Raw genomic sequence first — 20,569 nt, 5'->3', positions numbered from 1 at the left:
GGAGGCTACTTCGCGTCCGACGCCACCGCGGCGAAGCGGTCGCCGTACGGCGGGACCTCGCGGTAGTCGATGTGGGCGACGATGACCTGCGGCTGGCCCGTCTCATCCGCGCGGCGCAGCACTTCCGGCAGCAGCGCGTCCAGTTGGCCGGGGCCGTTCACCGTGTAGGCGCGCGCGCCCAGCGACTCGGAGAAGGCCTTCAGGTCCGGGTTGCCCAGGCTGTAGAAGTCATCCTCCAACGGCTGCGTGCGGTCCTGCACGTGCTCGCCGTGGTTCACCATGCCCAGGAAGTTGTCGTTGAGGACGATGGTCACCGTCCCCACGCGGTAGCGCGACGCGGTGATCATCTCCGTGCCGTTCATCAGGAACGCGCCGTCGCCGACGATGGCCACCGCCGCGCGGTCCGGCCGGCCCACCTTGCCGCCGATGACGGCGCCGCAGGACCAGCCCATGGACGACAGGCCGCACGGGTAGAAGATGCGCGCGGGGGGCGTGATGTGCAGCAGGTGCGACGTCCAACCCGTGCAGTTGCCCATGTCGATGTACAGGTCCATGTCCGGGCTCAGGTGCTTGTCGAGCTCCGCCATCAGGTCCTGCGGCTTCACCGAGTCCCGGTCCTGCGGGGTGCGGATGACGGGCGCGGGCTCCGTCAGCGCCATCACCTGCGCCCAGCGCTCCTGCACGCGCGCGCCGCTGGACGGGCCAATCATCTGCCCCAGCTCCGCCAGGCCCGTCATCACCGAGCCCACGTCCGCCACGATGGGCAGCCGCACCGGCAGGAACTGGCCGATGTTGGAGGCGTTCACGTCCACCTGGATGACGTGGTGGATGGCCTGGAAGTAGCGGTGGAAGCTGCGGGAGGCCCACTCACCCAGGCGGCTGCCCAGGACGAGCATCACGTCCACGCCGTCGCGCAGGTACGCCTCGGCGCGCTTGCTGCCGGCCAGACCCAGCACGCCCAGGGACAGCGCCTCGCGCTCGGAGAACAGCCCCTTGCCGCGCATGCTGGTGGCCACCGGGATGCCGTGCTGGGTGACGAACGCGGTGAACGTCTCGGCGTGCTCCGCCATCGCCTCGCGAGCGCCCGCGCCCAGGAAGATGAGCGGGCGGCGCGCGGTGCGCAGCAGCGTGAAGGCGGCGCGCAGGTCCTCGAAGGGGGCGGTCGCCGGACGCGCGCGGAAGGCGCCGCGCGTGGTGGGAACGGAGGCGCGGTGGATGGGCTGACGCGCGATGTTCGCGGGCACGCTCAGGTGCGCGGCGCCGCCGGGCAGGCCCTGCGCGGTGCGCAGCGAACGCGCCAGCAGCCGCTGGAAGCTCTGCGCGTCCGGAACGATGGAGGAGCTGGCGCACGCCTGGCGGAACATCTCCACCGTGTTCACGCCGTGGGTGCTGCTGCTCTCCTGGATGGCCATCAGGCCCACGCGGTCCGTGGCGATGTTGCCGCTGATGGCCAGCATGGGCACGCCGTCCAGGTGCGCGGAGGCCACGCCCGTCAGCGCGTTGGTGGCACCCGGGCCCGCCGTCACCATGCACACGCCCAGCTTGCCGGTGGCGCGCGCGTAGCCGTCCGCCATGAACGCCGCGCCACCCTCGTGGGACGCGATGATGAAGCGCATGGACTTGTGCTTGCGCAGCGCCTGCTGGAACGGGGCGATGTTGCCGCCCGGGACGCCGAACACCGCGTCCACCTCCTCCGCCTCCAGGTGCGCGATCACGCAGTCGGCGACCGAGAGGTCCTCCACCGTCTTGAAGCCCCGCGCATTCACGTCCCCGTACATCGGGATCGGATCGCCGTGACGAGCCTCCAGCACGTTCGTCTTCCCCTGGGTCGGCGTCTCGTGCCGGAGTGCCTCGACGGGCACCTCGTTCCGCAGGGTGTTCGACGTAACGGCCTGGAGCTCAGCGAGCGAGGAGTTGGACATTGAAGGACGTCTCCAAGGCCCCGGAACCCGTGAGGTTCGACGCGGATGCTGCGTCGATTCGCTGCCACCGAGTCCGGGGGGACCTCGATGCGTGTGACAGTGTTGCGGGGATGCTGAAAAACTGCATCCCCTTAATAGCCGAGAAGCGAGCGAGTGTGAAGTAAAATTAGCGGAAAGTTCGCCTGACGCTGGATTCTCAAACTTCGTGACGAGTACCACGTTTACCCGGGGACGTCTCCATCTTCACGGGGAGGACGTGGCTCGCGCGCGTACGCAGGCGCGGCAGGAGTGGATCCACACACGTGCCGACTGGAGTAGGCTCGTGGGTGCGCTGCCATCCAGCCGGAGTCGCACGGGAATGGCGCGTGCACCACAAAAACAACGTGGGGGTTTCATGGCTGAGAATCTGAGGACTGAGTACGGCTTCCGGCTCAATGCGCCGGGCTACATCACCCCCGCCGAGGCCAAGGTCTGGTTCGAGGACCTTCGCGCCAAGGTGGCGATCAAGCGTGGGCGGCCCTTCGGACTGATGGTGGACATCCGCGGCCAGAAGGCGAACCCGCCGGAGACCCAGGAGATCATCAAGCAGGCGATGGGCTGGCTCCGGCAGAACGGCATGGTGCGCTCGGCGGTGGTGCTCGACAGCACCGTGGCCCGCCTGATGATGGTGCGCATGGCCAAGCAGAGCGGCGTGTACGAGTGGGAGCGCTACATCGACGCGTCGAAGGACTCCGATTGGGAGCACAAGGCGATCGACTGGATCACGAACGCCACGGAGCCTTCGAAGGAAGAGGACGCGGCGGCCTGACGTCGTTCCCCGGGTGACGGCGGTGGAAGCCTCCTTCCGGTAGAGGCCCACCGCCTCCCCCGCCCGTTCGCGGGCACTGTTCTCCCTCTACCTGCCAGGTCCTGTTCGTGATTCCCGGGTCCCCGCGGACGCCAGGCTGGTTCAGGGCGGTCCTGTTCCTCCTCGCCGGATTCCTGGGGCTGCGCTGCGCCGCTCCGTCACAGTCGCGTGACACCGCGCGAGCGAGGACATCCCTGTCAGCGGTTTCCTCCCCTGCCCCTACGGCGAAGGTGTTGCGGGTCCGCGTGTACGCGGACGTGGACCACCGTGCGCGGGGGCTCCATTGGGAGCGAGGCGTCGCCGGATGGCTCCAGCGCGCGAGCGAATCGGTGCGCGGCCCCCTGGGCATCACGTTCGAGTTGGAGTCCGCGCGTGCATGGGATCGGCGCGGATCGGACGGTCCACTGGAGCCGGTGCTGGACGCACTGGAGGAAGTGGACGCGGGCGAGGACGTGGACCTCGTCGTGGGTCTGGTGGCGGCGCCGGTGTCGTTCAGCGGCGCGCAGCACGAGCTGGGCTTCGCGCGCGTGCTGGGGCGGCACTGCGTGTTGCGCGGACTAAGCGGAGAGCTGCCAGTGGAGGCGCGGCAGCGGCTGGAGGTGGCGGTCCTGCTGCACGAGTGGGCGCATACCCTGGGCGCGCCGCACGTGCGCGACGGACGAGGATGGATGTCGCCGAAGTACGACGCGGGCCAGACAGCATTCGATGCGCGGACGCTCGCGCTGCTGGGCGCGGGGCTCCGGCACCTGCCTGTTGCGCGCGTGGAGCTGGAGGCGCAGAAGGCCTGGGCCCGTGAGCTGCGCGTAACGGTGGAGGCGATGACGGGCCCGGCGTGGGAAGGGCCGGAGCGGGACTTCCTTCTTGAATGGACGGAGCGCGTGCGCGCCTCCAGCGTCGTGCTGGGACCGGAGGGCACGCCCCGTTCGCTGACACCGCTGGAGCGGCAGCGGCTGGCGGAGGTCATCGCCCTGGAGAAGGCGGGCCGGCCGGAGGTGGCCGCGGAGGCCCTGGAGCCGCTGGCCGTGCGGCATCCCCAGAATGAGCGCGTGCAGTTGTTGGCGTGCTACCTCGCCGTGCACCTCACGCCGGGGCTGGACGCCACGCGTGAGCGCTGTGAGCGGGCCATCGCGAGGTTTCCCCGCGAGCCCTCCCTGCGCATGAACGTCGCGCTGCTCCACCTGCACGCGGGCCGCTTCGACGAGGCCCGGGACAGTCTGGTGGTTGCGAGAACGAACCTGGAGGCCCGTGCGGACGTGGAGCCCGCGCAGTGGGCGGACCTGGCGGGCCTCTTCCTGCGTGCCCACTGCGTGACGTGGGCGGAGGAGACCGCGGCCCGAGCTCAAGGACTGGCGGCTTCCGCGGCCGTACTGGAACAGGCGGCCCGCCTCCGAAGACAGGTGGCGCTGCCGGCCCGGTCTGATGAGAGCACCGCTATCGTCGATCCCTCGCGAGAGGGAGCCCTGGTGCGCGCGGTGTCCGACGTGGAGGCGCTGCTGCACGCCGGCTCCTCGAAGTCCGCGCGTGAGCGCATCGCCGCGCTGGCTCGGGCGTATCCGGCGAGCCCTTCCGTCACGCTCCTGCAATGCGAACTGCACCTGCTCCAGGGGCGCCTGGGCCCTGCGCGCACCGCCTGTGAGCGGGTACTCGCGTTCCGGGAGGATGCGGTGCAGGCGCACCTGCTGCTCGGCGTGCTGGCGACGAACACCCGGGCGCATGCGCGTGCACGCAAGCACCTGGAGCGGGTCATCGCCCTGGAGCCTTCACGCACGGAGGCGTGGCACCTGCTCGCGCGCGAATACCGGGGCACCCGCCAGTTGAAGACGCTCCAGGCCCGCTACCGCGAACAGTTCGCGCGCGACCTGCCGTGAGGCCTACGTCGCGACGGACGCGCGCCAGGCGTCCTCGAGCAGCGCGAGCAGGATGATGTCGTTGAACCCGCCCCCGTTCCCATCGACCTGGTAGCCGCGCATCACGCCTTCCTGCTGGAAGCCCACGCGCGTCAGCGCCTTGCTCGACGCGCTGTTACGGGTGTTCACCATGCCCTCGATGCGGTGCAGGTTCAGGTGCTCGAAGCCGAAGCGGATCAGCGCGGGCAGGATGCTCGACATCACGCCCTGGCCCCACAGTGTGCGCCCCACCATGTAGCCCACCTCCGCGCGGCGATCCTTCTGGCTCCAGTTGAAGAGCGTCATGTAGCCCACGGGCGTCGGGTCGTCTTCCTTCGACAACACCCACCGGATGCCCTTGCCCTGGCGCATCGCCTCCAGATCGCCGGTCAGCTTCTGGTGCAGCGTCTCGCGCGGCACGGGCACCGTGAAGTTGAGGCTCCGTGCCACCTCCGGATGCGAGTACAGCGCGATGACGCCGTCCATGTCCTCGGGCGTGAAGACGCGAAGCCGGAACGGAGAGGGGACGACGGGCAGCGGAAGCGTGGCGTAGGACATGGACATGCGGTGCAGGCCCCCTGCGGTAGGGACATGAACACCCTACCGGGTGAGCGCCATCACCGCCATGACGCTGGCGTGTTCACTCTTCCGTCAGCAGCCGGCGCCGCTCGCGCAGGACGTCGCGAATCGGATCCCAGTCCCCCCGCGCCCACGGCAGCACCTCGTCCACCATCGCCCGGTGGAGGAAGGCCAGCGCCTCGTCGGACGTGCGCATCCTGGTGAGGGTGGAGTCCCTCCACCCCTCGTCCACGGTCATGCAGGCGCCGCTCCTCAGCGCCCGGTACGCGGCGAAAGCGCATGTCGCCAACAGGTGCTCGGGTTCCCTGGGCGTGAGGCCGGTAAAGCCCACGTGCCGCTTTTCGGCGTCCGCCACCATCAGCGTCGCGTAATGGAGGCACCACGCCGCGTTGAACAACTCCGACGCCAGGAGCTGGCTGGGGACGAACAAGCCGATCTCCATAGCCTGGCGCTGATGCGCCTCATCCGGCGCGAGGACCCACTCCTCCAGCGCGAGGAGGGCCGACTGGGCGCCGTCATTCTCCGGCCCGTGCCTGTCCCAGACACGCGCCGCGACGCGCGCCACCGCCACGCACAGCCGGACCTCCTCTTCCTGGCTCAGCGGCCCCAGCGAATCCACCCAGGCCTGCAGTCGGGCGGAGTCCGGATGCTCCGCGTCCACCGGCAGCGGCCCCGGCCCCGCGAGCGCCAGGGCCAGTCGCGGCGAGCCCGGCCCCGCGGTCCGCGCCTCCACGGGCAACGGGACACTCCGGACGATGGCGTCCGCCACCGACTCGGCGTGCACGCGCATGCGCCAGGTAAAGGGATCTCCATGTCCCCGCTTCACGGCATGCGTCACCACGCGCCGCAGCAGGCCCACCGCCGGCCGGGCCTGCGCCCCCATCCCCGCGAGCAGATGGAGCGCGAAGAGCCCCTGCCGCACCCCGTCCCGGTCATTCGGAAGCAGGCCCACCAGTCCCCGCGCCGTCTTGTCCAACAGCGGCAGCGCACGCGAGGGCGACAGCCAGGACAACACCTGGAGGGCGACGACGCGGCTCTCGTCGTCCAGCACCACCTGCTCCTCCAGCGCGTGAAGAACCGCCTCGGAAGGCGGGGTGCACCGGCCCAGCAGGCGCAGCGCGGAGCGGCGGACATAGGGACTCTCGTCCGACAGCCTCTTCAGGGCTTCGTGCAGCACGTCGTCCGGGACGGGACCGTCCAGCGTCGCGAGCGCGTCCAGCGCCGTCGCTCGCGCCTGCCACTGCGTCTTGTCCTGGCAGGCCTCCAGCAACAGCTTCACCGCGAGCCGGGTGGGCTGGGGACGCAGGTACACCAGGGCCCGCATCGCCTGGCGCTGGACCCGAGCGCTCGGCCGGGACAAGAGCCCCATCACGGCGGGCACCGCGCACCGGGGCGGTGGGCTCGGCGCCATCAACGCCTCGAGCACGTTCAAGCGGATGTTCGCGTCCGCGGACTCCTTCTCCGCCAGTTGGGGCTTCGCCAGCACCTCCAGCAGCGCGGGCACCGCCCCCAGGCCGATGGCCCGCAGCGCTTCGTGCGCGTCGTACGTGTCTCCCCTCCGCAAGCTCCCCTGCGCCACCAGCTCCGCAACCCACTCCCGGGGCGTGCGGTCAGCGTGCCGGAAGCCCGAGCGCACCATCAGCGCGTCCAGCCTGCGCAGCGAGGCGAGGTCGTCTCCGGAGGCCCGCCGCCGCGCCTCCGCCAGTGCGTCACCCATCCCGGCTCCCTACTCCGCGCGCATCGCCTCCACCGGATCCAGCCGCGCCGCGCGCGACGCGGGGTAGATGCCGAAGAGAAGCCCCACGCCGCAGCTCATCCCCAGCGACAGCGCCACGGCCCACGCCGGCACGCTCATGGGGAACAGCAGCACCCACTTGCCCAGGAAGACGAACCCGAAGCCCAGCCCCAACCCCAGCACCCCGCCCACGAGCGACAGCATCACCGCCTCCGTGGCGAACTGACCCAGGATGCGGCGACGGCGCGCGCCCAGCGCCTTGCGGATGCCAATCTCCCGCGTCCGCTCCGTCACCGACATCAGCATGATGTTCAGGATGCCGATGCCGCCCACCACCAGCGACAGCAGGCACACGCCCACGCCCGCGAGCGCGATGACCTGGGACAGCTCGTTGAAGGACGCCGTCATGGACTCGTTGGTGTGCAGCTCGAAGTCGTTCGGCTCCTGCGGCGTGAGGCCCCGGCGGCGGCGCATCAGGTTCACCACTTCATCCTGCGCCTTCTGGAACGACGCCCCGTCGCGCGCCTGGATGTCGATCTCCACCGAGCGGTTCTTGCCGTAGAACTGCTGGAAGGCGCGCATGGGCAGGATGGCCTGGTTGTCCTGGCTGGCCATCCCCATGACGCTGCCGCGCTTCTGCAGCACGCCAATCACCTGGAACGGCCGGCCCTGCAGCCGCACCTCGGAGCCCACCGGGTTCATGCCCGGGAAGAGCGTGTCCGCCAGGTCCACGCCAATGACCATCACCGGGCGGCCGTCCAGCGTCTCCGTCTCGTTGAAGAAGCGGCCGGTCGCCACGACGACGCCGCTCGTCTCCAGGTACGTGGGCTCCGTGCCCAGGATGCTCACCGAAGGAGGCGTCTCCCGGAACGCCGTGGTCAGCTTCTTGCCCCACTCCTGGGCCAGGGGCGTGGCCGCGCTCACGGAGGGACACGACTCCATGATGGCGCGCACGTCGTCGCCGAGCAGGTCCTTGCGCTTGGCGTACTTCGCCCAGTTGATGCGGCCGAAGCCGGTGGGCCACTTCGTCACCTCGAAGGTGTGCGCGCCCAGGCTGCCCAGGTTCTTGTTCACCTGTTCGCGGAGGCCCTCGATGAGGGCCATCATCGTGATGACGGTGGCCACGCCGATGACGATGCCCACCAGCGTCAGGAGCGAGCGCAGCGGGTTGCCCAGGAAGGTGCCGAGCGCCAGCCGCAAGTTGTCCAGGAAGGCCCGCATTGCCCTATTCGTAGCGGAGCGCTTCCACCGGGTCCAGCCGGGCCGCACGCGCGGCCGGCCAGATGCCGAACAGCAGGCCCACCAGCGCCGCGAACGCCACCCCGCCCACCACCGTACCCGGGCGCACGTCCGCCGCCAGCGGCGTCACCAGTGACACGATCTTCGCCGTGCCCAGCCCCACCGTCGTCCCCAACAAGCCCCCCACCGCGGACACGCTGGAGGCCTCCATCAGGAACTGGAGCACGATGGTGCGCTGGCGCGCGCCCAGCGCCCTGCGGACCCCAATCTCCCGCGTCCGCTCACGCACCGACACCAGCATGATGTTCATGATGCCGATGCCGCCCACCAACAGGGTGATCAGTCCCACGCCCGTGGCCACCGCGTAGAGCGCGCCGGTGAGCTGCTCGTAGGTCGCCGCGAGCGAGTCCGTCCGGTTGACGTTGAAGTCATCCGGCTGGCCCGGCGGCGTCGCGCGCACGCGCCGCATGATGCCCACCAGCTGGTCCTCCACCTTCGCCATCTGCCCCGCGTCCGCCACGGCGATGGCGATCTGCATGGGCCGCCCCTTGCCGAAGTTGGAGTTGAAGGTCTTGAACGGCATGAACACGGACATGTCCATGTTCTCCGCCACGACCTTCCCCTTGCGCCCCAGCGTGCCCACCACCTGGAAGGGCCGCCCGTCGATGCGGACGGTCTGCCCCAGCGGGCTGATGCTGGGAAAGAGCGAGGCGGCCACGTCCGCGCCCAGCACCGTCACCGCCCGGTTCACCTCTTCGTCCGCGCGGGTGAGGAAGCGTCCGGACACCACCTCGTAGTTGCCGATGGCCAGGTAGTCGCTCCACACGCCGTTGATGCGCACGTTGGAGACCTGGAGGGCGCCGTGCGACACGTCGGACGTGCGCAGCACCGCCGGGGAGATGGCGGTGATGAAGTCCGCCTGGGCGCGCAGCTGCGCCACCTGCTCCAGCGTGAAGTTCTTCCGGTTGCGGTAGAGCCACCAGTTGCCCTTCACCATCCAGGGGTACTTGGAGATGAAGATCGTGTTCGCGCCCAGCGTGGCCAGCTGCTTGTCGAACGACGCGTTGAGCCCCTGGATGATGCCGACAATGGCCAGGAGCGTCGCCACGCCAATGCCGATGCCCAAGGTCGTGAGCACCGTGCGCATCCGGTTCGCCCGGAGGGAGAACACCGCGATGCGGGCCCCCTCCAGCACGTCCACGCGGAAGCCCTTCCGGAAGCTCACGCGGTGCCCGCCTGGGGTGCCGCGTGCACACCCAGCGCCACCTCCGGCCCCGGCCCGTCCGCGACGATCTCCCCGTCGCTCAACCGGATGGCCCGGGGACAGCGCGCGGCCAGCTTGGGCTCGTGCGTGACGAGCACCAGCGTGTGCCCCGCGCGGTGCAGCTGCTCGAAGAGCTTGACGATCTCCTCGCCGGTGGCCGAGTCCAGGTTGCCCGTGGGCTCGTCCGCCAGGAGCATGGACGGCTCCGACACCAGCGCCCGCGCGATGGCCACGCGCTGGCGCTGACCGCCCGACAGCTCGTTGGGCCGGTGGTGCATGCGGTGCGTGAGCTGCACCTTGTCCAGCGCCGCCTTCGCCCGCTCGCGCCGCTCCTTCGCGCCCATGCCCCGGTACACCAGCGGCAGCTCCACGTTGGCGAGCGCCGTCTCCCGGGGCAGCAGCTGGAACGTCTGGAAGATGAAGCCGATCTCCACGTTGCGGATGACGGCCAGGTCGTCGTCGTCCATGCTCGACACGTCCTTGCCGTTGAGCATGTAGCGGCCGCTCGTGGGCGTATCCAGGCAGCCCAGCACGTTCATGAGCGTGCTCTTGCCGGATCCGGACTGGCCGATGATGGCCACCCACTCCCCCCGCTGGATGCCAAAGGACACGCCGCGCAGCGCGCGCACCTCTTCACCGCCCACGAAGAAGGCCCGCGTGAGCCCCTCCACCTGGATGAGGGGGCCCGCGTCCGGTGCAGGGGCCGACGTCACGACTTGCCCTTCGCCGCGGCCTTCTCCGGCTCGCGCACCGCGTCCCCGTGGGACAGCTCCTTGGACAGCGTGCGGTAGGGGCCTTCCACCACGCGGTCCCCGACCTGCAGGCCCTCCAGCACCTCCAGCTCCGTGTCGGAGGCGATGCCGGTGCGCACGCGGCGCACCTGCGCCTTGTTGTCGTTGTCCACCACGAACACGACCTTGGCCAGCGACTCCGTGCGGCGCTTGGCGGTGAGGGACGTGCCCTCCACCGGCGCCTGGTAGTCCGGCAGCGAGCGCTCCGCGCGCACCGTGACGGCCTGGATGGGCACCAGCACCGCGTCGTTGTGCGTCTCCGCGCTGATGCGCGCCTCGGCGCTCATGCCGGGGAGCACGCCCGGCGGACGCGCGTCCAGGGCGACGGTGATGGGGAAGCTCGTCACTTCGGCCTCCGTGCCCGGGTTCTTGATGGTGGCCTTCTGGGCGATCTCCACCACGGTGCCGGTGAAGGACTGGCCCTCCAGCGCGTCCAGCGTCACCTCCGCGGGCTGGCCGTACTTCAGGTGGACGACCTCGTGCTCACCCACCTCGAACTTCACCTCCATCTGGTTGAGCGCGGCGATGGTCATCACCACGTCCTCGGAGAAGTCGGAGCCGCGCACGCGCTCGCCCACTTCACGCGTCAGCTCAATCACGTTGCCGTCGATGGGGGACAGGAGCGTGGTGCGCGCCAGGTCCGTGGAGGCCTGCTCCAGCACGGCGCTGCTCTGGGCCACGCGCTGCTTGGCGGCCGCGAGGCGCGCCGCGGCGGTGTCCGCCACGGCCTGGGCCTGCTCCACCTCCGCGGCGGACGCGAGCCCCTTCTCCGCGAGCCCCTTCACGCGGCCCAGCTCCGCGCGCTGGCGCGAGGTGTCCACCTCCGACACCTGGACCTCGGAGCGGGCGGCGTCGCGGGACGCGGTGGCCTGCTTCACGGCCGCCTCGTAGTAGCGCTTGTCGATCTGCCCCAGCACCTGCCCCTTGGTGATGGGGTCACCGTCCTTCACCTTGAGGGCGACGAGGTCGCCGGACAGGTTGGAGGAGATCTTCACCGTGGTGGCCGCCTGCACCTTGCCCGCGCCGGTGATGGTGCGGGTGATGGTGCCCTTGCGGGCCTTGGCCATCTGGACTTCCTGCGTCGGGGGCGGCCGGTCCCGCAGGCCGCCCACGGTGATGGCCACCGCTCCAAGCAACAGCGCGCCGGCGATTGCCGCCTTCCACCACGTCATTGTGAGTCTCCCGGGTTCAGCGTGCCCATGGCCCGGAACAGGGCATAGCGGGCGATTTCGACATCGATGCGGCTCTGGAGCAACACCAGCTCCGCCTGGGTCAACTTGAGCTGCGCGTCTCGCACGTCCAGCGTGGAGCCGGCGCCCGCGCGGAAGCGCTCCTCCGCCAGTGCCAGGCCCTGCTGGGCGACCGTCAGGTTGTCCGCCGCGAGCTTCGCGGAGGCAATCTGTCCTTCCAGCACCTGGTGGGAGCGGCGCACCTCCGCCTCCAGCTCCCGCGCCGTCTGCGCGAACGTCAGCTCCGCCTTGCGGATGTTGACCTGGGCGCGCGCGGACTGGGCGTCGGTATTGAAGCCGTTGAACAGGTCCCACGTCAGCGTGACGCCGCCGTTGAACATGTTGCCGTAGCCGGGCTCGCTGAAGAACGAGCCCGGGGCCTGGCTGTTGTGCGAGTACCGCGCGGACAGGCCCACGCGGGGGATGTAGTCCCCCTGCACGATGGCCCGCTGGAGCTCCGCCACCTGCACGCGCTGCTGGAGCGCCTTGAGCAGGGCGCGGTGCTCGCGGGCCTGCTTGATGGCGTCATCCAGGGGAGGCGCCGGCGCGGGCTCCTGCTGGAACACGCCGGGGTCCACCGCCTGGAGCAGCTCGGTGCCGGGGCGCGCCAGCCACACGGCCAGCTGCACCTGGTCCGCCACCAGCTGGTTCTGGCGCTGCACGATGTTGATGCGGTCGTTGCCCAGGTTGACCTGGGCGGCGATCTCCTCGGACTTGCCCACGCGGCCCGCGGTGAAGAGGGCGCGCGCGCGCTCCAGCTGCACCTCGCTGCGCTGCGCCGTGGCGTTGAGCACGCCCAGCGTGGCCTGCGACAGGAAGAGGTTGAAGAAGCGGCGGATGGCCTCCAGCTCGGAGGTGTCCGACTCTTCAATGGACTGGTTGCGCGTGGCGTCCACGATGACGCCCGCCTGCTCCAGTTGCTTCCAGAGGCCGCGGTTGTAGATGACCTGCGACACGCCGAGGGACGCGAAGTAGCTGTCCGCCGTGTTGGAGGTGGCCACCACCTCCCGCGTGACGGTCTCCGTCTCACTGATGGGGACGGTGAAGACCTGCCGTCGCCGGCCCACGTAGTCCAGGCTGGGGCCCAGGTTGAGCTGCACCTGCGGCAGGAGGCCGGAGCGCGCCACGCGCTGGTCCTCCTGGGCCACGGCGACGTCCAACGCGGCCTGGAGCGCCTGGGTGTTCTTGCGGCCCAGTTGGCGCGTCTCCTCCAGCGTGATGGGCGTGGCGGTGAGCAGCGTCGCGACAACGAGGAAGGCGCTCACTGCGCACCTCCCGCCGGCAGGCCAATGAAGAAGACACCCACGTACATGAGGTACATCACCCCGATGAGCACCAGCGCGCGCCCGAGGCGCATGCCGGTGGCGGTGGAGAAGCCCACTCCCAGCAGGCCCACGCTCCACAGGTTGAAGAAGTCCACGCCCTTGAGCACGCGCTGCATCTTCGGCGTCAGGCCGTCCAGCAGGGCCAGACTGGAGGGCACGAGCCGCTCCGCGCGCAGGTCGGTGAGCGAGTGCTGGTAGCCCGCGCACAGCGCGTAGATGAGGTGGTACAGCGCGATGGGCAGCAGCGCCACCGCGGCGGCCGTCATCAGCTGCCCGAAGGCCGCGGGCTTGTTGAAGAGCCAGGCCGCGACCCAGAGGATGCACGCGAGCGCCAGCACCATCAGGGGCATCACGATGAGCCCCTTGGCGATGCCGCCCACCAGCGCCTTGCGCGACGCGGTCTGAATCTGCTCGGCGATGTCGGACTCGGACACGCTGGACGCGGTCGAGTCCGTGGGCAGGGCGCTCACGATGGAGGCGGTGGCGTCCCAGCGCAGCGCGTAGACGGTGCCGGAGATTGCGACGCAGAAGGCGAGGATGAGGAGGGGCCACAGCCAACGCCGGGCCTCGACGGCGGCGCGCATCCCCCCAAGAGGGTCCACGAAGACGCGCGCCGGTTGAGCAAGGGAGGTCATAGGGATGGGGTCTCTGGGCGGATTACGCAGCCCTCCCGGAGTGATTGCCCGGTCCCTTGAATTGAGTCGGGAAACGGGCGGGCAGCCAACCGAAATCCGGCCGCGGCCCAAGGTTTACCCTGCCTTGCATCCATCCTGTAGCGGTCTGTAGCCTAAATTTTGCGGCGGAGCGGCGGACGGTGTATTCCGCTCGGCTGGACGCTTGCCGGAGCATGAATGGTCGACAGCACGGATCTCGCCCAGGTTCTCCATGAGGCGAATGACATCGCCCGCAGCGTCGCCCAGAAGCCCACGTCGGCCCACGTGTTGCTGGCGCTCTTCACGGTGGAGAACCGTGCCCAGCTCCTCCTGAAGGAGAAGGGCGTGGACGAGGACGCGCTCCTCCAACTCATCACGGAGGCCCCGGCGGAGACGGGCAACGTGGTGCAGGAGTTGACCGCGCGCGCCCGCGAGCTGGCCAGCACCTTCCGTGCGGGCGAGGCGGACTGCCTGCACCTGCTCATCGCCATCATCCGCAAGCGCTGCGCCGCGAGCGACCTGCTGGGGCGGACGGGGTTGGACCTCATCTCCCTGTCCAACACGGCGCTCGCCTATTCCACCAGTGGCGGCCTGCCACGTCGGCTCCAGCCGGGCTATGGCCAGGCCGTGGCCACGCGCGCGCCGGTGAGCCGTCCGGTGGGCGCGCCACCGTCTCCCCTTCCCTCCTCCACGTTCGCGCTGAGCGTGCCGCGTCCGGCCCCCGCGCCGGCTCCGGTGATGACGCCCCCGGTGACGACTCCGCCGCCAGCCGCGCGCTCGACGCCCGCGCTGTCGCCGAGAGATCTCATCGACGTGGACGAGGACGACGTGACGCAGGACGCCGTCTCGGAAGCCCCGCCTCCGCCGATGCCGCGCATGGCGCCTCCCGCGCCGCCGGCCCCGGTCGCCCGTGCGACGCCGCCCGCCCCGCTGCCTCCCGCGCCCGTGGTCAAGCCGTCCTCGCCTCCGCCGTCCCAGGCCAAGGGTCAGCCACTGACGCTGGACGCCAAGGCGTTCCCGATGCTCACGTCCATGGGCCGCAACCTGAGCCAGGCCGCGCGCGAGGGGAAGCTGGACCCGGTGGTGGGCCGCGCGAGGGAGGTCGAGGAGGTCATCGACATCCTGGGCAAGCGCCGCACCAACAACCCGTGCCTGCTGGGCGAGCCCGGCGTGGGCAAGACGGCGGTGGTGGAGGGCGTGGCGCAGCGCCTGATGGGCCTGCGCGGCACGCTGGCGGAGAAGATCCTCGTCGAGTTGGACATGGCCACGCTGGTGGCGGGCACGCAGCTGCGCGGCTCGTTCTCCGAGAAGCTCAACGCACTGAAGGAAGAAGTGCGGCGGGCCGAGGGGCGCGTGGTGGTCTTCATCGACGAAATCCACACGCTGGTGGGCGCGGGCTCCACGGGCGAGGGCCCGCAGGACGCGGCCAACGAGCTGAAGACGGCGATGGCTCGCGGCGAGTTCCCCTGCATCGGGGCGACGACGCACGACGAGTACCGCAAGTTCATCGCGGCGGACCCGGCGCTGGAGCGGCGCTTCACGCCGGTGGTGGTGAACGAGCCGTCAGTGCCGGAGACGTTGCAGATCCTCCAGGGCATCATCGGGCGCTACGAGGAGCACCACGCGCTGCGATACCTGCCGGAGGCGCTGGAGGCGGCCGCGTCGCTGGCGAGCCGCTACGTGACGGACCGGTTCATGCCGGACAAGGCCATCAGCGTGGTGGACCTGGCGGGCAGCCGCTGCCACCGCGAGGGCAAGCACCGGGTGGACGCCGCGGACGTGGCGCGCGTGGTGGCGAAGCTGGCGGGCGTGCCGGAAGAGCGGCTGCTGATGAACGACTCCGCGCGGCTGCTCCGGCTGGAGAACGACCTGGCGGAGCGCGTGATTGGCCACGGCGACGCGGTGGTGCGCATCTCGCGGGTCATCCGCCGCAACTACGCGGGCTTCGCGTCGCGCCGTCCCATGGGCAGCTTCCTCTTCCTGGGCCCCACGGGCGTGGGCAAGACGGAGATGGCGCGGGCGCTGGCGGAGGTGCTGTTCGGCAACCGGGACGCGCTGGTGCGTCTGGACATGAGCGAGATGTCCGAGTCCCACGGCGTGTCGCGCCTCATCGGTTCACCCGCGGGCTACGTGGGCTTCGGTGAAGGCGGACAGCTCACGGAGCCGGTGCGCCGCCGGCCGTCGTCGGTGGTGGTGCTGGACGAGATCGAGAAGGCGCACCGCGAGGTGCAGATGCTGCTGCTCCAGGTGTTGGAGGAGGGGCGGCTGACGGACGGCAAGGGCCGGCACATCGACTTCTCGAACACGGTCATCGTGATGACCACGAACCTGGGCGCGGAGGCGTTCAGCCGCACGGGCCGCGCGGTGGGCTTCGGCGCGGCGGACGCGGCCGAGGGCAAGGCGCTGGACATGGCGTCGGACACGGCGCGCAAGGCGCTGCCGCCGGAGCTGTGGAACCGCATCGACGAGCGGCTGCCGTTCCGTCCGCTGGCGGAGCAGGAGGTGGCGAAGATCGCCACGCTCATCCTGGCGGAGAGCAGCAAGCGGCTCGCGACGGAGCGCGGCATCGTCTACACGGCGGGCACGGACGTGGTGGGGCACCTGCTCAAGTCCGGCGGCTTCGACCCGATGCTGGGCGCGCGGCCCATGCGCCAGGTGGTGCAGCGGCTGGTGGAAGGCCCCCTGGCGGAGCGCATCCTCTCCGGCGAGTTCGGCGCGGGCGACCGCGTGCGAGTGGCCGTCCAGGCCGGTCAGCTCCAGTTCGCCCGGGACGCCGCCTGACGGTGGCGCGGCGAGGCCGGAGCACGCGGAGCAGCGCGGCGAAGGCGAAGCGCGTCCCCGTGGTCATCGTCGGCGCGGGGCGGCTCGGTGGTGCACTCGCGTTGGCGCTGCAGGCGAAGCGCTGGCCCGTGCGCGTGTACTCGCGCGACGACGCAGGCCATGAGCGCACGCGGGCCCTGGGCCTGAAGCCCGCGACCCCAGCGGACCTGAAGAAGGCGCGCGTCTGCGTGCTGTGCGTTCCGGACGCGGCGGTGCCGTCGGTGTCCGAAGCCCTGTCACGCGAACTGCCGCGCACGGTGGCGCTGGTGCACACCGCGGGCGCCCTGCCCCTCTCCGCGCTGGGCACGCAGCGGGGCCGCGTGGTGGGTTCGTTCCATCCACTCTGCGCCGTGTCCTCCGCGAGGGACTCGCTCGCGGGCCACACCGCCGCCATCAGCACACGCTCCCCTGCCCTGCGCGCCGTGCTCCAGCGCATGGCGGAGGACGTGGGCTTCGCGATGTTCGACGTGCCGGAGGCGCACCGGGCCGCCTACCACGCGGGCGCGGTGCTGAGCGCTGGTGGACTGGTGGCCCTGGCGGACGCGGCCGTGGGCGCGCTGGGCGCCGCGGGCATCGAACCCGAGGCGGCCTTGAAGGCCCTGCTGCCGCTGATGCGCTCGGCGCTGCGAGGCATCGAAGCGCGCGGCCTCTCGGGTGGACTCACCGGCCCCATTGTCCGAGGAGACGCGGGCGTCGTCGCGGCGCACCTCGCGGCGCTGCCCTCGGACATCGCTCCGCTCTACGCACAGCTCTCGCGGCGGGCCCTGCGGCTGGCCTCGGAGCGGCTCCGTCCGGGGCCCCGTGCCGCTCTGGAAGCCCTGCTCGCGAAGAAGTGAGGCGTTTCCGGCTCCGCGCCAGCCCGCAGCGCTGGAAGCCCTGGTCGCGAAGACGTAACGGCGCGCGTCCCGGTTGCCCCGGACGCGCGCCCTTCCCACCAGACTAGGTGAGGATGATGCGCGGGCTCTGCAGCGCGCGGCGCACGATGGCCAGCGCCTGCTCGGAAGCGGCCTCGGCCTCCGTGAGGCGGCGCAGGCAGACGTCGCCGCCCACCGACACGGAGCGCTTCAGGTCCGCCAGCAGCGTCAGCGCCGCCTGCAGCATCTCCTTGCCCTGCGGGGACTCCGCGGCCGGCTTGCCCGCCGCCTGGGACACGTGCGCCGTGAAGCGCTGCACCGCGTCCATGGTCGCGTTCGGGTCGTACTTCTCCAGCATCGGCTTCAGCCGGTCCGGGTTGATGCGGATGAGGCGCAGCGCGCCGACCTTCTGGAAGGCCGGGTGCACCAGGCCGATCTCCGACATCTCGAACGCGCCCAGCAGGCCTTCGTCCGGCGCGCGGTGCGAGTGCGGCACCACGTCCACGAAGAGCGCCAGCGGATCCGCGCCCTGCTTGAACGCCTCCAGCTCGTCGTCATCCAGCGGCGGGAAGCTCGCGGGCGCGCCGATGAACAGCAGCGGCAGCACCACGTCGTGCCAGAACTCCTCGGGCGCGGAGCCCGTGCCGCCCACCGTCGCCACCAGGTGCGTCAGCAGCTCCGCGAGCCGCGGGGCGCGCTCGGCCTGCTCCGCCAGCGTCTTGCCCTGCTCCATTCGCTGCAGCGACGTGACGATCTGCCCCTCGAACTGCTGGCGGGCCTCCGGCGGCAGCGGCGGCTGGGTGCGGCCCAGCGCGTCACGCACGTCGCGCGCCAGCGCGTCCGTCTTCGCCTCCAGCGCCTGCTTCGCCTTGGCCGGATCCACCACGATGAACTGGAGGAAGCCCGGGTCGAACAGGCGCTGGTACTCCTGGGGCCCCAGCCGCTGGGGCTGACCGCCGCCCAGGGCCTGCGCCGGGTTGGTGCCGAACTTCACCTGCCCCAGCGAGCGGCGGATGTCGGCGGCCAGGTCGTCCAGCCGCGTCAACTTGCCCTGCGCCAGCGCGTCCATCACCGCCCCGAACGGGGACAGCATGATGATGGCCTCGGGGAAGCCCAGCGAGGCGCCCTCCGGCGAGTCCCGGTTGGGGAACCAGAACGCCTGGTGCTCGGAGATGAGGCGCAGCGCGAAGCCGCCCGCCAGGCCCAGCGCCGCGCCCTGGTGGTTCGGGTTGTTCGGGTCGAACCGGCCGCCCAGCAGCTGGATGACCGACGTCTCCACGTCCGCCCACGGAGCCTTCGTCAGGTCGACCGGCGCGCCGCTGGCCTTCTCCAACGCGGCGGAAAGCTGGAGCTGCGCATTGTGGACGTGCTGCGGAACAGGGAGCCCCTGGGGCTCGGCGGGTTCGGTCATGGGAAGGTTCCTGTGAGGAATGCGACGCGTTCCCTTATCGTGAAAAACGCGCTCCTGACTACGATTTGTGCTCGGTAGGATGCACCGCCATGTCAGCTTCTCGCGGGCCTGCCCGCCAGCCCGCCATCCTCGCTTGTCTCCTGCTGCTGACATCGGGGTGTGCTTTCGTCGCACCCCGTTTCCCGCAGAACGTCCAGGCGTCGTTCGCCCGGGACGACATGCACAAGCTGACCACGCGGTCGATGGAGCTGTACTACCCGGTCCATCTGCGCGGGACGGCGCTGCGGGTAGCCGCCCGGATGGAAGGCTGCGTGGAGCGGCTGCGCGGCGACGCGTGGAGCAAGACCGAGCGCAAGCGGGTGCTCGTCTACCTGACGAGCGCGGACTTCAACAACGCGTACGTCCAGTCGGAGTTCGCCAGCACGCCGCAGCAGATGGTGCTGCCGCAGCACATGACGCTGGAGCAGTTCAACCTGCTGGGTCTGGGTGAGACGGACATCGGCGACGTGGCCTGTCACGAGTCCGTCCACTACGTGCAGATGCAGCAGGTGGGCGGGCTGTGGAACGTCCTGAACAAGGTCACGGGCGGCCTCTTCCAGCCCAACATCTTCACCGAGTCCTGGTTCCTGGAGGGCCTGGCGACCTACTACGAGGGTCGGCTGGGCAAGGACACGGGACGTCCCTACAGCCCGGTGTGGCGCGGCTGGTGGGAGGGCGCGGTGGTGGCCCAGAAGGGCGAGCTCAACGCGGGCTACCTGTCACCGGAGAACCGTGCGCTGGATCCGTTCGGCGGCAACTACCTGACCGGTATGAACTTCGTGGAGTACCTGGCGAAGACGTACGGCGAGAAGCGTCTGTGGAAGCTGGTGGACGAACAGGGCAGCTCGCTGTTCCCACCCCTCGCGGTGACGCTGCGGTTCAAGCGGGTTTACGGCAAGGACATCGGGTCGCTGTTCAGCGAGTACGAGCAGAGCCTCCAGAAGGACCTCCAGCTGCGCGAGCGCCCCGCCACGCAGCAGGTGCTCGTGCGGGATGCGGGCTACTTCTCGCGGCTCGTCGCGAACCCGGTCGACGGGAGCACGGCGCTGGTGAGCGTGGGCCGTGAAGCCATCACGCACCTCACCGTGTACGAGCGCGACGGCCGCGAGCGCTTCAGCCGCGCGCTGGTGCGGCTGTTGCCGGGGCGCCGCTGGGTGGTGGCCAGCTCGTCGCTGGTCAGCGGCATGACGTTCAGCCGGGACGGCCGGTGGCTGTACCTGGTCAGCGCGGACATCGACTCGGTGGGCAGCTACACGGGGAAGCTGTGGCGGGTGGACGCGCGCACGGGTGACGTGGTGCGGCTGTGGGACGACCTGGTGGGCATGGGCGGCGACCTGACGGCGGATGACCGGTCCTACGTGTTCGTGGAGGTGAACGGCGACGCGGCCAACCTCGTGCGGTTGGATCTGGAGAGCGGTCAGCGCGAGCGGCTGACGGACTTCAAGGCGCATACGGCGCTAGGCACGCCCGTGACCTCGCCGGACGGTGGACGGTACGTGTTCCCCATGTACGGCGTGGAGGGGTGGGACCTGGTGCTGCGCGAGCCGGACGGTTCGCTGCGCTGGCTCACGCGGGATGGGCTGTTCAACTACTCGCCCCGGTGGTTGGACGACGATCACCTCGTCTTCCTGCGCGAGCACGAAGGCCGGCTCCAGGCGCACGTGATGACGGTGTCCACCCGGCGCATTGCCCGAGTCACCGACGCGCCAATCCTGGTGATGGACGCGGCACCCGCGGGCGGGGACGCCGTGGTCTTCCTCAACCGCGACGGCATCAACTTCACCGTGGACCGCGCGCCCCTCACGAAAGCCCTGGCCGAGCTGAGCGCGACGCCCGAGCCGCCGGCCGAGAGCATCGCGACCGCACCGGCACCGGAGCCGGAGGCCACCGCCCAAGGCACGGAGGCACAGGAGGGCTTCGTCGCCTTCCCAGGCCAGCCCGCACCCCCGGCGGATGCCCCCACGCAGGCCTCTTC

At 70.5% G+C, this 20,569-nt stretch carries 14 protein-coding genes and 1 pseudogene; 5 read left to right on the top strand and 10 right to left on the bottom strand.

The window, feature by feature from the left end; all coding sequences use genetic code 11:
• Positions 1–5 precede the first annotated feature (5 nt).
• A complete protein-coding gene (locus tag D7Y11_RS28165; protein ID WP_126935246.1) occupies positions 6–1,922 on the bottom strand; it encodes a thiamine pyrophosphate-binding protein in 1,917 nt (638 codons plus the stop codon).
• 394 nt (positions 1,923–2,316) lie between these two features.
• Here D7Y11_RS28165 and D7Y11_RS28160 point away from each other — a divergent pair, with 394 nt between their 5' ends.
• Together D7Y11_RS28160 and D7Y11_RS43905 are read left to right on the top strand one after the other, a co-directional pair.
• The gene (locus tag D7Y11_RS28160; protein WP_120579775.1) at positions 2,317–2,730 is read left to right on the top strand and encodes a hypothetical protein; all 414 of its coding nucleotides are present in this window, start codon (positions 2,317–2,319) and stop codon (positions 2,728–2,730) included.
• A 272-nt stretch (positions 2,731–3,002) separates the two neighbouring features.
• Positions 3,003–4,637 carry a tetratricopeptide repeat protein gene (locus D7Y11_RS43905; protein ID WP_126935245.1) on the top strand — a complete coding sequence of 545 codons (1,635 nt, stop codon included), beginning with the start codon at positions 3,003–3,005 and terminating at the stop codon, positions 4,635–4,637.
• A gap of 3 nt (positions 4,638–4,640) precedes the next feature.
• On the opposite strand, the gene D7Y11_RS28150 is transcribed toward D7Y11_RS43905, so the two are convergent.
• From D7Y11_RS28150 to D7Y11_RS28115, 8 genes are all read right to left on the bottom strand, one after another.
• Positions 4,641–5,219 (bottom strand): GNAT family N-acetyltransferase, encoded by a 579-nt coding sequence (locus D7Y11_RS28150; RefSeq protein WP_126935244.1) that lies wholly within the window; start codon positions 5,217–5,219, stop codon positions 4,641–4,643.
• 76 nt (positions 5,220–5,295) lie between these two features.
• Positions 5,296–6,951: a HEAT repeat domain-containing protein gene (locus D7Y11_RS28145; protein ID WP_126935243.1), complete on the bottom strand. Its 1,656-nt coding sequence runs from the start codon at positions 6,949–6,951 to the stop codon at positions 5,296–5,298.
• A gap of 9 nt (positions 6,952–6,960) precedes the next feature.
• Complete coding sequence (locus D7Y11_RS28140) at positions 6,961–8,190, bottom strand: ABC transporter permease (RefSeq protein WP_120579771.1); 1,230 nt, start codon at positions 8,188–8,190, stop codon at positions 6,961–6,963.
• A 4-nt stretch (positions 8,191–8,194) separates the two neighbouring features.
• A complete protein-coding gene (locus tag D7Y11_RS28135; protein WP_120579770.1) occupies positions 8,195–9,433 on the bottom strand; it encodes an ABC transporter permease in 1,239 nt (412 codons plus the stop codon).
• Positions 9,430–10,185, bottom strand: coding sequence for an ABC transporter ATP-binding protein (locus tag D7Y11_RS28130; protein WP_120579769.1), 756 nt, complete (start codon positions 10,183–10,185; stop codon positions 9,430–9,432). Before D7Y11_RS28130 ends, D7Y11_RS28135 begins: the two co-directional genes overlap by 4 nt.
• Positions 10,182–11,435: an efflux RND transporter periplasmic adaptor subunit gene (locus D7Y11_RS28125; protein ID WP_120579768.1), complete on the bottom strand. Its 1,254-nt coding sequence runs from the start codon at positions 11,433–11,435 to the stop codon at positions 10,182–10,184. The genes D7Y11_RS28130 and D7Y11_RS28125 overlap by 4 nt, the downstream gene beginning before the upstream one ends.
• Positions 11,432–12,757: a TolC family protein gene (locus tag D7Y11_RS28120; RefSeq protein ID WP_126935242.1), complete on the bottom strand. Its 1,326-nt coding sequence runs from the start codon at positions 12,755–12,757 to the stop codon at positions 11,432–11,434. The genes D7Y11_RS28125 and D7Y11_RS28120 overlap by 4 nt, the downstream gene beginning before the upstream one ends.
• A complete protein-coding gene (locus D7Y11_RS28115; RefSeq protein WP_120579766.1) occupies positions 12,754–13,452 on the bottom strand; it encodes a YIP1 family protein in 699 nt (232 codons plus the stop codon). Before D7Y11_RS28115 ends, D7Y11_RS28120 begins: the two co-directional genes overlap by 4 nt.
• A gap of 216 nt (positions 13,453–13,668) precedes the next feature.
• Here D7Y11_RS28115 and D7Y11_RS28110 point away from each other — a divergent pair, with 216 nt between their 5' ends.
• On the top strand, positions 13,669–16,251 hold the full coding sequence (locus D7Y11_RS28110; protein WP_126935241.1) for an AAA family ATPase: 2,583 nt from the start codon (positions 13,669–13,671) through the stop codon (positions 16,249–16,251).
• A 2-nt stretch (positions 16,252–16,253) separates the two neighbouring features.
• Positions 16,254–17,126 carry a Rossmann-like and DUF2520 domain-containing protein gene (locus D7Y11_RS28105; protein WP_121755010.1) on the top strand — a complete coding sequence of 291 codons (873 nt, stop codon included), beginning with the start codon at positions 16,254–16,256 and terminating at the stop codon, positions 17,124–17,126.
• 103 nt (positions 17,127–17,229) lie between these two features.
• Here D7Y11_RS28105 and D7Y11_RS28100 read toward each other — a convergent pair whose 3' ends face one another.
• Positions 17,230–18,555 (bottom strand): hypothetical protein, encoded by a 1,326-nt coding sequence (locus tag D7Y11_RS28100; RefSeq protein WP_121755009.1) that lies wholly within the window; start codon positions 18,553–18,555, stop codon positions 17,230–17,232.
• Between the two features lie 89 nt (positions 18,556–18,644).
• On the opposite strand from D7Y11_RS28100, the pseudogene D7Y11_RS28095 reads away from it, so the two are divergent.
• A pseudogene (locus tag D7Y11_RS28095) lies at positions 18,645–20,569 on the top strand (hypothetical protein); the annotation flags it as partial.

Origin of the sequence: Corallococcus sp. AB018 (genome assembly GCF_003986945.1) — a bacterium.
In the GTDB taxonomy this organism is placed as follows: Bacteria; Myxococcota; Myxococcia; order Myxococcales; family Myxococcaceae; genus Corallococcus; species Corallococcus exiguus.
The sequence above is the reverse complement of the archived record's forward strand: the minus strand, read 5'-3'. Positions and strand labels throughout refer to the sequence as shown.